The sequence below is a fragment of the Nonomuraea sp. NPDC051941 genome, from assembly GCF_044593615.1.
This window is the reverse complement of the sequence record NZ_JBIUCF010000011.1, coordinates 265,701-276,731: the sequence shown is the minus strand read 5'-3', so window position 1 is coordinate 276,731 and position 11,031 is coordinate 265,701. Positions and strand designations below refer to the sequence as shown.

Here is an 11,031-nt window from a genome sequence, read left to right as displayed (position 1 = left end):
CGCCGTATTGCAGAGGACACAATCCGCTATGTCGGATCAATCACCTCTGTTGCCGATCGCGGCAAATGTGCAGCTCAAAGGTTAAACCTCAAGCTGAGGCGACGCGGGCGGGCCGTGCGCCCAAGGCCGGGAGCGGAAGGGGTGCGTACGGGATGAGCGGGGACCCCGCGACCGGGATGCTGCATCACGTCGAGATCTGGGTGCCCGACCTGCCGCGAGCCGTCGCGAGCTGGCAGTGGCTGCTGGAGACGCTCGGCTACACCCTGCCCCAGGACTGGGAGCACGGCCGCAGCTGGCGGCTGGGGGCCACGTACCTGGTGCTGGAGCAGTCGCCCGCCCTCAGCGCCGACCGGCACGACCGCTGCCGTCCCGGGCTGAATCATCTGGCCTTCCATGTGGGAAGCCGCGCCGAGGTGGACGCGCTGGTCGAGCGGGCACCCGCGAACGGCTGGACGCTGATGTTCCCCGATCGCCACCCGTACGCGGGCGGGGAGCGGCACTACGCGGCCTATCTGGAGGACGGGGACGGCTTCGAGATCGAGCTGGTCGCGCTCGGCGCCTCAGGGTAACCAGGGGTTCCGGTAAGAAGCGAGCGGCACTGCCCAGGTCACCATCACGACCCTGTCGGGGTCGAAGGCGGCGGTCGCCCGCGTTCTGGCAGGCCGAAGCCACTCAGCGCAGTACGGCCGTCAACAGGTCGGCGCCCAGCGCCATCAGATCGGGGAGATTGAGGGTGTGACGGACGTAACGACCGTGCCGCCGGGCCGTGAGCAGGCCCGCGCGGCGCAGGACAGCGAGGTGGCGGGAAACCTCCGGGGGTGAGAGTTCCCAGACGTGGGCCAGTTCACCGGTGGTGTGCGGGCCGCGGGCCAGGGTGCGCAGCAGCCGCAGTCGTACCGGATGTGCGAGTGCCTCCAGCCGTAGTGTGACCGTTTCCAGCGATACCGGCTCTGATGGACTTGCCTCGGCCACGGGGTACTGCACCACTGGCTGCCACCCGGGCGCGTGGACCACCACCAGGTGCGGGTGGCCGAAGACGCTGGGGAGGAAGGTTACCCCGGTGTCGTGGGCGGCGGTCGCCTTGTCCTGCAGCTTGTCCAGGATGATGCAGTTGCCGTCCTGTGCCAGGGTGACGGCGCTGGAGACCGATGCGAGTGCCGCCTCGATGCCCTGGCGCTTCAGCAGGTCGTTCTTCACGCGCAGGTCGGTGGCGAGTTGCACGGCGACGCCTGTCCAGGCGGCGTCGAAGAAGGCCTCGGCGCACTGTTCGAGGGTGTGGCGCACCCGCGCCCGCACGGCGGCCGGGTCCGTGAGCAGCCGTTCCGCGAAGGCCTCTTGGAGCGCGCCGCGGGCCTGGGCCAGGTCCAGGGCCCGCTCGCGCGCCGTCGCGTCGGTGAGTGGCGACGGCGTGGCGAAGTGGACCCGGTTGCTGCCGCACGTGGTGATGAGCGCAGCGGTCACATAGGTTTCATCGTCGATCCGGTCTACATCGTCCAACTCCTCGGCGAGGGTCGGCCGAGGACGAGCGGGGACCAGAAAGTCGGCTCGTGAGGAACGCCAGAGGAACTCCGCCTCCCGCAACCGCTCGGCCAGCTCCGGCCGCAGCCCAGCCCAGACGTCCCCGGCCCAGCCGGCGAGCTGCGGGTGATGCCCGGGTTCGGCCAGCACGTGCAGCATCGCGGTCAGCTCGGCCAGCGGGGAGGCGGCGAACCGCAGTCGCCCGGACGGCATCCCGCTGATGTCGATCCTCAACGTCATCCCCTCATCATCGCTGGTCGGATGGCCGACGACCGCGTCGGTTGACGGTGTCCGTCAAGCGACACTGTCGGCCCGGCGGCCGAACGCACTGTTGACGCCATGGCAACCACCACCAAGATCCGGCCCCGCGCCCTCGTCCGTGCCTCCGGAGGCCCCCGCTATGCCGTCGCCTTGGGCGTGGACGCGCTCGGCACCGGCCTGCTGCGGCCCTTCCTGCTGCTCTACGGGGTGATGGTGCTGAGGCTGTCCGCGCCGGCCACCGGCATCGCCATGACGGTCGGCGTCGTCGTGGGTCTGGTGTGCATGCCCGCGGTGGGCCGATGGTTGGATCGGGGCGCACGCAGCACGGTCGTGGCGGCGTCGATGCTGGTGCGGGTGCTGGGCGTGGCGCTGCTGCTGGCCACCCCGGCGGGGAACGTCTGGCTGTTCGCGACGGCGGCGCTCTTCCTCGGCATCGGCAACCAGGCATGGCCGGCCGCCCACGCAGCTCTCGTGGCCACGGTCGCCCACGGCCGGGAACGCGACGCGGCTCTCGCGGGAGGCCGCGCCCTGCGCAACGCCGGCCTGGGCGCGGGCGCGCTCCTCGCCACCGCGTGCCTGGCGGGCGGCACCACCGCATTGCAGGCGCTGGCAGCCGTCACCGGGCTCGCCTATCTCGCTGCGGCGGCCTTGGTGTGGTCGGTCCACCTGCACGCGCATCCGGCCGCTACCCCGTCCAAGGACGGGCCCGACGGGCCCGCACCCCGGATGCGCGCGCTGCTGGCCGCCAACGTGGTCTACGTCTTCTGCCTCAACGTCCCCGAAATCGCGCTCCCTCTGGTCCTGGTGACACAGTTGCACGCAACCCCGGTGTGGTCGGCAGCCATCTTCGTGGCCAACACGGTGCTGGTGGTCACCCTGCAGGTTCCGATCACGGTCCTGATGTCCCGTTTCGCCCGGCGGACCGTGCTGGCTGTCGCCGGCGTGATACTCGCCGCGTCCTACCTCGGCTTCCTCGCGGCCACCTCACTGGGACACGGCTGGGGTGCCCCGGCCGTCGCCACGGTGTCCGTGGTCTGCACCATCGGCGAGATCATCTATGCCGGCAGCGCCACCGCGCTCGTCACCGCCCTCGCCCCGGCCCATCTCCTGGGACGCGCCCTCGCCCGCTTCCAGCTCTCCACGGGCTTCGGCCTCGCCGTCTCCCCGGCGGTCATCACCGCTCTCGCCCCCCACGGCTCGGCAGCCCTCTGGGGCAGCCTCGCAGCCGCGACGCTCGTGTCCGCCTCCGCCGTTGCCACCGAGAAGGATCAAGGAACGCGGCTCAGCGATTGCCGCCGCCAGGCGCGAGCAGGCTCGTGAGCTCGGCGATCGCCTCTGGCGATGGTTTGAAGCAGCGGCGGACGTTGACCTGGGGCGCATCTCGACTGACGGGTGTTCCGGTTGAGGATCCCCTAACGGAACAGCCGCAAGCGGCAGCCGGTTTTGGACGGCACTCAGCTATGAGATCATCCATGACTTTGACGAGATATCACGTGCAACAGCAGGAGAGGACAACACATTGGCAGATATCGGCTTAACGGACTCCGGCGACGTCTCGCGGGAGAACACTCTGCGGCACGCCGCGTACTCGGGGGACCTGAAGGGCCTCAAAGAGCAGATAGCGGCCGGCGTCGATGTGAACGCCGCCGACGAGCGGGGTTGGACGGCGCTGCTGGCTGCGGCCCACGAGGCGTTCCGAGAGGGCGTCGAGGCGCTGCTCGCGGCGGGCGCGGATCCAGGGGGCGCTTCCACGGGCGGATTCACCGCGCTGCACCATGTGATCCAGCAGACCAAGGACCGGCCGGTGGCCATCGAGGTCACCGTGGTGCGCGACGGCGTCGAGACGGTTCTCACCGGTCGCGACGAGATCCGCGCGCAGATCGGATCCCACCCGGACGACTTGTACGATGACTGCGTCGCCATCGCGCGCATGCTGATCGACGCGGGGATCGACGTTGAGCAGGTGACTTCCCACAAGCAGACCCCGTTGTCGCACGCAGCCTCGCGGGGGACCGCTGAGATCACCGAGCTGCTCATCGCGACGAAGCGGGTCGATCTCGATTCGCGCGACAAGGACGGGGTCTCCCCGCTTCACTACGCCAGCCGCCATGGTCATATCGATCCGGTACGGCTGCTGCTCGAGGCCGGAGCGAACCCGAACATCACCGAGAACTACGGGTTCACCCCGCTGCACGAGGCGGCGGAGAACGGCCACGCCGAGGTGGCGCGTGTCCTGCTCACGGCGGGCGCGGACCCTGGGCGCGGCCTGACGAAGCCGTTCGAGAGCTACCCGGTGGGCACCACACCACTCGACATCGCGCAAAGCATGGGGCGCCAGACGATCGTCGATCTGCTCAACCGCCGGCACTGATCGCCGCGACGGTTTCCGCCGCTACACAGTCGTGTGCCGGCGGCGGAGGTCACCAGTTCGTGCAAATCGGCCCAGGCTTTGGGCATTCTCCTGCCAACGCCATCGCCGCCGATCGGCCCCTCGGAACAAGGAGGGGCCGTCACCGGGGATTGGCATGGGGTTGCTCGCCCGGGTGGCTCTGATCGGCCTTGAACGGCTGTATCGCCCATGAATGGGCAGTTCGGAGTGACTTCACTGCCAGTTCACGCATATGTCAGACAGCGACATTCGGTCGGTATACCGTCAGGTTTCGGTCTGATCCCTAACTGAAGACGGGTACGCAAACATGCGCAAAGTCCTGACGCTCGCCGTGGTCGCCACCGCATCGCTCGGCCTGTTCACCGCCCCGGCCACCGCCGACGACCGCCGTCCAGAGCTGCCGAACGAGATCTACGGCGGCGCCTGGACCGAGGGGCACGTCCAGGGGATCGCCATTGACGAGCGCAAGGGGTACATGTACTTCTCCTTCACCAACATCCTCGTCAAGACCGACCTCAAGGGCAACCCCGTGGGCTCGGTGAGGGGCTTCACGGGGCACCTCGGCGATCTGGACTTCAACGCCAAGGACGGCCGGGTGTACGGCTCCCTCGAGTACAAGGAGCAGGAGTCGTTCTACATCGCGATCTTCGACGTCGACCGCATCACCAGCATGGGCATGGACGCCCAGACCAGTGACGTCGTCAAGACGGTCTACCTCAAGGAGGTCGTCGCCGACTACACCGCCGACATGAACGGCGACGGCAAGTTCGACGGCAACGTGGGCAACACCCCGGATCACCGGTACGGGTGCAGCGGCATCGACGGCGTGTCCTTCGGCCCCGAGTTCGGGAAGAAGCACGGCAGGCAGCTGCTGACCGTGGCGTACGGGATCTACTCCAACACCACCCGGGCTGACAACGACTACCAGGTCCTCCTCCAGTACGACATCGAGCGGTGGAAGAAGTACGAGAAGCCGCTCACCGAGAGCGACCCGCACAAGAGCGGCCCCGAGCAGGTCGACGGCAAGTACTTCGCGTACACCGGCAACACCACCTACGGCGTGCAGAACCTCGAGTACGACGACTTCACGGGCAACTGGATGATGGCCGTCTACAAGGGCAAGAAGCCGCAGTTCCCCAACTACTCCTTCTTCATGGTGGACGGTCGCGAGCGGCCCAGGGAGGGCGACATCGTCGGGCAGCCGCAGCCCGAGCGGGGCCGGCTGCTCACGCTGGCGCCGGGCGGGCTCCAGCACGAGGCCACCGGCGTCAGGGGCTGGGAGTTCGGCGGCGAGTACGGCCTGATCTCGCTCGGCGGGGGACGCTACTACGTGTCCAAGTCCGCGACCATCACGGAAGGCGGGGTCAGCAAGTACACCGGCCACGCCCAGCTCTTCCGCTGGACGGGCCAGACGCCGACCCCGTTCGAGAAGGTCGGCTGATCCGAGCTGCCAGCGGGTGGTCAGTTAAGGCTGTTATGGTCGGTCCGAAATCCCCACGAACGCGTAAAGGCACGGGAGGGTCATGCGGACCACGAGCAAGATCGCGGCATTACTGATCGGGATGACGGCCCCGGTGGCCGTGGTGGCGCCCCCGGCCGGCGCGCAGGCGCGTCCGGCCTGGGTCGCCTACCACGGCCTCACCGCCGAGCAGAGCATGGCGCGGGTCAAGCAGCTCAGGGACCACGGCTTCCGGCCGATCACGGTGAACGTCTCCGACGGGGAGCGGTACGCGGCCGTGTGGGTCAAAGGCGGCTCGCCGGCCAATTGGGGCATCTGGCAGGGCATGTCGGCCGAGGAGTACCAGCAGCGGTTCGACCAGGGGCTGAAGGAGGGGGCGCAGCCGGTCTCCGTCTCCGCCACCGGGCCGGGTGACGCGCCGGTGTTCACGGCCGTCTTCGAGAAGCGGCGCGGGAAGTTCTTCGCCAGGTCGAACCTCACCCCCGCCCAGTTCGCCGCCGCCAACAAGCGGGCCACCGCCCAAGGGCTCGCGCTGACCTCGGTCGACGTGTACGGCACCCCGGACGACCTGCGGTACGTGGGCGTGTGGACGGTCAATACGGGCGGGGCCTGGTACTACACGTACGGGAAGTCCCGGCAGCAGCACGAGGCCGCGTTCTACGCCAAGAAGAAGCAGGGGTTCCGGCCGGTCAAGGTGGCCGTGGCGCCTGACGGGACGTACACGGCGGTGTGGCGCAAGGACGGCGTCAGGTCCTGGGCCCACTACGTCGACATGACCTCCTCCGGCTACCAGAAGCGGTTCGCCGACCTCAAGGCCAAGGGGCTGTCCCCGGTTCAGGTGAACGCCGAGAACGGGCTGTACGCGGCCATCTGGCAGTGAACGAGGTCACCGGGCCCGGAGGATGCGGACGTCTCCGGAGCCGCTCACGGCCTTGATGGCGTTGGGGCTCTTGGCGTCGTCCTTGAGCTCCGAGCGCTCGGTGCCGTCCGTGCTGCGGGCCGTGATCGCGTAGGCCGCACTGGGTACGGTCGCGGTCACCCGGCCGTCGCTGGAATGCAGGTCGAGGGCGGTGGGCGGGCTGGCGAACGACACGTCGATCGCGCCGTCCGACGTCCGGCACCGGACGCTCGGCGACTTCAGCCCTTCGCCCGTGATCGGGCCCTCGCTGCGCAGTCGCAGTTTGCCCGCGGCGCCCGAGACCTGGATGCGGTCCCGGCTGACCACGTCGACGTCCTGGGCGAGGCCGTTCAGGATGACGCCGTCGTCGGCCTCGATCGACAGCGGTAGGCCGGGCGGGACCTTGACGTGGTAGCGGGCGCCGCAGTCGCCGAAGACCATGGTGCAGTTGGCGCTCAGGCGAAGGGTGCCGTCCCGCAGGGACCAGGTGGCGTTGCCGTCGTCGGCGGCCTTGCCGCGTACCCAACGCTCCACCTCGACGCGGCCCCCGGTGCCCTGGAGGACGCGCACGCCGCCCAGGGAGGCATTGATCTTCAGCGCGGTGCCCGTGAACGGGAACGTCTGCGCGGTGTGGACCTCTTCGGCGTCCAGGTCCACCTTGCACCCGGTCAACGTCAGCGCCGCCGCCAGCGTCACCCCTGTCGCCACGACTCGCCTCATGGAGATGCTCATGCCGCCATGGTGGCCGAGCGCCGCCCGCCCGCCATCGACCGTCCGGCCGAACACGGGCAGGCCGCCATCGGCCTTTCGGCCAGAACGCGCGTCAGGCCCGGAGACGGCGCGTCAGGCCCGGAGACCGCGCGTCAGGCCCGGAGAACGCAGGGAACGCGCGTCAGAGGGCCGACAGCAGGGCCGTGACGTGCCGCAGCGGGTCCGGACCCAGCGGCCGCACGGCCACCGTGGCGGCCCCGGCCGCCCACAGCTCCTTGACGTGCTCGGCCGCGGCCTCAGGAGACCCCGACGCCATCGCCACCTCCTCGGGCGCGACCCCGAGGAACCCGGCCTGCCCCGCCACCAGGGCCCGGGAGCTCTCCGGGACCTCGGCCTCGGTGTTGAGGAAGGAGAAGACCACGAGCTCGTGATCCGCGGCACCCCCGATCTGGTCCAGGATCCCGGGCAGCTGCGCGGGCCCGACGCCCTCGGGGATGATCGTCCCCTGGGCGACCCGGCCCGACAGGGCCAGCGAGCGCGGCCCCTTCACTCCGGCCAGCACGGGCGGGGGCGCGGAGGGCGGGTGCACCAGGGAGACTCCGTCCAGGTGGACGGACCTGCCGTGCAGGGTGACCGTCTCGCCGCGCAGCAGCGCGCTTACGGACGTGATCGTCTCCTCCAGGAGCGTCAGCGGTGACGACGGGGCGGCGCCCACCTGGCGCATCCAGTCGCCCACGCCGTGCCCGATCCCGGCGGCCAGCCGCCCGGGGTGCACCCTGGCCAGGTTGGCCAGCTCCATCGCCAGCAGCATCGGGTTGCGCAGGGGAGCGGGCGTGATGCCGATGCCGACCCGCAGCCGGGACGTGACGGCGAGCGCGGTGGCGGCCGAAGAGACGCCTCCCGTCCAGCCCAGGTCCTCCACCACCCAGAGGTCGTCCACGGACGTCTCGTCGAGCGCCTTGGCGAACGGGATCAACTGCTCGGGAGGAAGGTCCCGGTCGAACATGACTCCGAGTCTCACTATGCCCTCCAGTAATAGCGGAACAACCGGCCGACCTCCGAGTATTCAGCACGCAGGAAGGCGTCGGCAGTCGGGACGTTCGCGACGTCCGTGACGGCGACGATGCGCTGCACGCCCGCCTCGGCCAGCGTGCGGGTGCCCCTGGCCAGCAGGTCGTCGACGTAGCCGTGGCCGCGGTGCTCGGGCACCACCCCGATGTACGCGATCGAGTGGTCGTCGGGGGCCACCAGGCCCACGGGGGAGTCGCCCAGGTAGCCGATCACGAACCAGTCGGGCTTGCCCCTGCGGTTGATGAGGTCCTGGTACATCCATCGGGCCTCGTGCTCGGCCCCCGACGTGGCCACCTCGATCCGCGTGTCGTAGTCGAGCGAGCCCTCCGAGATGCGTACGAGGACGTCGATCACCTCGTCGCCGGCCATGCGGCGCGCGGGGCAGTACGTCAGGCGGCCCGGGTCGACCGGGACGTCGTTGCCCGCCACCCATTCGAGCACCAGCCGCTCGACCTCCATGACGAACCCCGCGAGGGTCAGGGCCTCGTGCTCCACGGCGCGGTCGACCACGGGGTCGAGCCCCGGTTTGAGCGAGATGTCGTGGATCATCTTGGCCGGCCCCATCGTGCGCAGGCTGCCGCTCAGCAGCTCCGCGGCGGCGACCGGGTCGGGGCCCGGGTCGAACTGCCAGATGGTCACCGGCTCCGAGCCCGGGAAGGGCGCCCAGAACGCCAGGCGGGCCTGCCCCTTCACGAAGCACCACTCAGGCCGGGTCCTGCCCTCGTCGAAGGCGGCCGCGAGCTGGGAGCGCCCCGGCTCGGGGAACTGGTCGAACAACGCGAAGGCCTCCACACCTGAGGGGCTCCCCATCGGCCCCGTGATGACATGACCATGTTCTCGCACGGAAGCGATCACTCAGACCGTCCCCATCAAGGCTCGATCGAGGTCAGGCGGCGCTGCCGAAGGCCGAACACGCCTCGCCGAGGGATTCGCGCGTCTCGAAGTGCCGGTCGAGGTTGGTGATCGTCAGCAGGTGGCGGATCATGCCGGGGGCCAGCACCAGGATCAGGCGGCCCTTCACGCGCCGGACGTGGTTGAGCGTGGCCACCAGCACCCCGAGGCCCACCGAGTCGCAGAACGGGACCTCGGTCAGGTCGACGACGAGGTTGAGCGGGTCGGCGGCGGCGATGGCCTGTTCGAGCTCGTCCCGCAGCCGAGGGGCGCCTGCCACGTCGAGGTCGCCCACGACGTGCAGCACCGTACAGGGATCCTCCCGCCACGACCTGACCACCATGAGGGCTTCACCTGCCGAACCGCCGACTGTTATTACTGTTTCTTACATATGTTCTGCATTGCCGTTTTGGTGGTCGGTGTAACACTCGGTTTCGCTGACGGCATGGAAGCCGACTTGGATTTCGCGATCTTCGGCTGATCGCTGCCGATGATCACCTCGATGCCCTTGATGTCGGCCTTGTCGAGCTCGGCGCCCGGGATGGCGGCGGCCACGACCTTCGCCTCGTCCTCCTGACCCGCGCCGTAATGGACGACCGTCTTCTTGTAGTCCTTCTTGGTCGTGTTGCCGGGCTGGCCGGGGACCTTGAAGCCGTACGCGACCAGCCCCTCCTTGGTGCGGGCGCCGAGACCGGTGATGAGCGTGCCGTTCTTGACCTTGACCGTGATGCTGCCGGGCGGGATGGCCGACGGCTTGACCGAAGGAGTGGGCGAGGGGGAGGCGGCGGGCTTGGTCAGGTCCTGGTCGGCGTTGATCCGCGCGAACATGTCGCGGGCGGCCGGCTTGTCCCACAGGACCGCGGACTCACCCGTCGGCGCCTTGAAGTCGACGTTGGACAGCGGCACCTCGGCGAAGCGCACGTCGTCGAGCGAGACGTCCCGCATCTGGGTGGCCAGGCCGAGGAGACCGTCGTCGGGGTCGACCTTGACCGTGCTCAGCGTGGAGTTGACGAACGAGGCCAGCTTGGCCGGGTTGGCCAGGGTGTCGGCGCTGAGCGCCCGGTTGAGCAGGGCCGAGATGACCTGCTGCTGCCGGTCGATGCGATCGAGGTCGGAGCGCGCGGTGGCGCGGGTGCGGGCGTAGCCGAGCGCCTGCACGCCCTGGAGCTGGTGGGTGCCGGCGGGCAGGTTGAGCCCGGTCTTGGGGTCGTTGATCGGCACGGGCGTGCAGACGGTGACGCCGCCGAGGGAGTCGACGACGTCGATGAAGCCGAGGATGTTGACCTCGATGTAGCGGTTGATCTGCAGCCCGGTGGCGGCCTCGACGGCCTCCTTGGTGAGCTTGGGCCCGCCGAACTGGTACGCCGAATTGATCTTGTGTTCGCCCTTGCCGGGGATCGTCGTCCAGGTGTCGCGCGGCAGGCTCACCACGGTGACCCGCTTGTGGTCCTCCGACAGGTGGATGACCATCATGGTGTCGGTGCGCTGGCCGGACTCGCGGCCCAGCTTGAGCCGGTTCTGCTGCTGGCGGGTGAGGTCGTCGCGCTTGTCGACGCCCACCATCAGGATGTTCTCGGCGCCGCGGGCCGCCGGCACGGTCACCCCGGCGTCGACGGTGCCGATCTGGCGCGGAGTCGCCCACACCACGCCGGTGGCCACCAGGACCCCGGTGGACAGGAACCCGGCGACGAACACGTTGCGACGGCGGGCCTTGGCGCTCCTGAGCGGCCTGCGGGGACGCGGGTTCGCGAGCTTGACGCCGCCGTAGGCGTCGCCGCCCACGAGCACACCGCCGTCCTCCTCGCCCGGGTCGCGCATCCCGTCCCCCTTTTT

The 11,031-nt window shown here is 69.5% G+C and carries 11 protein-coding genes; 5 read left to right on the top strand and 6 right to left on the bottom strand.

The window, feature by feature from the left end; translation table 11 throughout:
* Nucleotides 1–152 precede the first annotated feature (152 nt).
* Nucleotides 153–569 carry a VOC family protein gene (locus tag ACIHFD_RS20915; protein ID WP_397368319.1) on the top strand — a complete coding sequence of 139 codons (417 nt, stop codon included), beginning with the start codon at nucleotides 153–155 and terminating at the stop codon, nucleotides 567–569.
* Between the two features lie 103 nt (nucleotides 570–672).
* Here the strand turns inward: ACIHFD_RS20915 and ACIHFD_RS20910 are convergent, their stop codons facing one another.
* Nucleotides 673–1,758, bottom strand: a complete 1,086-nt coding sequence (locus ACIHFD_RS20910) for a DUF5937 family protein (protein ID WP_397368318.1) — start codon at nucleotides 1,756–1,758, stop codon at nucleotides 673–675.
* Nucleotides 1,759–1,857: 99 nt separating this feature from the next.
* On the opposite strand from ACIHFD_RS20910, the gene ACIHFD_RS20905 reads away from it, so the two are divergent.
* The 4 genes from ACIHFD_RS20905 to ACIHFD_RS20890 all read left to right on the top strand — a co-directional run bounded on the left by ACIHFD_RS20905 (nucleotide 1,858) and on the right by ACIHFD_RS20890 (nucleotide 6,507).
* On the top strand, nucleotides 1,858–3,099 hold the full coding sequence (locus ACIHFD_RS20905; RefSeq protein WP_397368317.1) for an MFS transporter: 1,242 nt from the start codon (nucleotides 1,858–1,860) through the stop codon (nucleotides 3,097–3,099).
* Nucleotides 3,100–3,298: 199 nt separating this feature from the next.
* A complete protein-coding gene (locus ACIHFD_RS20900) occupies nucleotides 3,299–4,150 on the top strand; it encodes an ankyrin repeat domain-containing protein (protein ID WP_397368316.1) in 852 nt (283 codons plus the stop codon).
* Between the two features lie 325 nt (nucleotides 4,151–4,475).
* Nucleotides 4,476–5,609, top strand: a complete 1,134-nt coding sequence (locus ACIHFD_RS20895) for a hypothetical protein (protein WP_397368315.1) — start codon at nucleotides 4,476–4,478, stop codon at nucleotides 5,607–5,609.
* Nucleotides 5,610–5,691: 82 nt separating this feature from the next.
* Nucleotides 5,692–6,507: a hypothetical protein gene (locus ACIHFD_RS20890; RefSeq protein WP_397368314.1), complete on the top strand. Its 816-nt coding sequence runs from the start codon at nucleotides 5,692–5,694 to the stop codon at nucleotides 6,505–6,507.
* Between the two features lie 6 nt (nucleotides 6,508–6,513).
* Here ACIHFD_RS20890 and ACIHFD_RS20885 read toward each other — a convergent pair whose 3' ends face one another.
* The 5 genes from ACIHFD_RS20885 to ACIHFD_RS20865 form a co-directional block, all read right to left on the bottom strand.
* Nucleotides 6,514–7,257: a hypothetical protein gene (locus ACIHFD_RS20885; RefSeq protein ID WP_397368313.1), complete on the bottom strand. Its 744-nt coding sequence runs from the start codon at nucleotides 7,255–7,257 to the stop codon at nucleotides 6,514–6,516.
* Nucleotides 7,258–7,417: 160 nt separating this feature from the next.
* On the bottom strand, nucleotides 7,418–8,242 hold the full coding sequence (locus ACIHFD_RS20880; RefSeq protein WP_397368312.1) for an LLM class flavin-dependent oxidoreductase: 825 nt from the start codon (nucleotides 8,240–8,242) through the stop codon (nucleotides 7,418–7,420).
* Nucleotides 8,243–8,256: 14 nt separating this feature from the next.
* Complete coding sequence (locus ACIHFD_RS20875) at nucleotides 8,257–9,117, bottom strand: GNAT family N-acetyltransferase (protein WP_397368311.1); 861 nt, start codon at nucleotides 9,115–9,117, stop codon at nucleotides 8,257–8,259.
* Nucleotides 9,118–9,193: 76 nt separating this feature from the next.
* The gene (locus ACIHFD_RS20870; protein ID WP_350728352.1) at nucleotides 9,194–9,541 is read right to left on the bottom strand and encodes an STAS domain-containing protein; all 348 of its coding nucleotides are present in this window, start codon (nucleotides 9,539–9,541) and stop codon (nucleotides 9,194–9,196) included.
* Nucleotides 9,542–9,573: 32 nt separating this feature from the next.
* Nucleotides 9,574–11,016, bottom strand: coding sequence for an LCP family protein (locus tag ACIHFD_RS20865; RefSeq protein WP_397368310.1), 1,443 nt, complete (start codon nucleotides 11,014–11,016; stop codon nucleotides 9,574–9,576).
* Nucleotides 11,017–11,031 lie beyond the last annotated feature (15 nt).

What these genes read in the sequence shown, in the direction of transcription:
- ACIHFD_RS20915 (WP_397368319.1), top strand. Translation starts at nt 153, where the DNA reads ATGAGCGGGGACCCCGCGACCGGGATGCTGCATCACGTCGAGATCTGG.
- ACIHFD_RS20910 (WP_397368318.1), bottom strand. Translation starts at nt 1,758, where the DNA reads ATGACGTTGAGGATCGACATCAGCGGGATGCCGTCCGGGCGACTGCGG.
- ACIHFD_RS20905 (WP_397368317.1), top strand. Translation starts at nt 1,858, where the DNA reads ATGGCAACCACCACCAAGATCCGGCCCCGCGCCCTCGTCCGTGCCTCC.
- ACIHFD_RS20895 (WP_397368315.1), top strand. Translation starts at nt 4,476, where the DNA reads ATGCGCAAAGTCCTGACGCTCGCCGTGGTCGCCACCGCATCGCTCGGC.
- ACIHFD_RS20890 (WP_397368314.1), top strand. Translation starts at nt 5,692, where the DNA reads ATGCGGACCACGAGCAAGATCGCGGCATTACTGATCGGGATGACGGCC.
- ACIHFD_RS20885 (WP_397368313.1), bottom strand. Translation starts at nt 7,257, where the DNA reads ATGAGCATCTCCATGAGGCGAGTCGTGGCGACAGGGGTGACGCTGGCG.
- ACIHFD_RS20880 (WP_397368312.1), bottom strand. Translation starts at nt 8,242, where the DNA reads ATGTTCGACCGGGACCTTCCTCCCGAGCAGTTGATCCCGTTCGCCAAG.
- ACIHFD_RS20875 (WP_397368311.1), bottom strand. Translation starts at nt 9,117, where the DNA reads ATGGGGAGCCCCTCAGGTGTGGAGGCCTTCGCGTTGTTCGACCAGTTC.
- ACIHFD_RS20870 (WP_350728352.1), bottom strand. Translation starts at nt 9,541, where the DNA reads ATGGTGGTCAGGTCGTGGCGGGAGGATCCCTGTACGGTGCTGCACGTC.
- ACIHFD_RS20865 (WP_397368310.1), bottom strand. Translation starts at nt 11,016, where the DNA reads ATGCGCGACCCGGGCGAGGAGGACGGCGGTGTGCTCGTGGGCGGCGAC.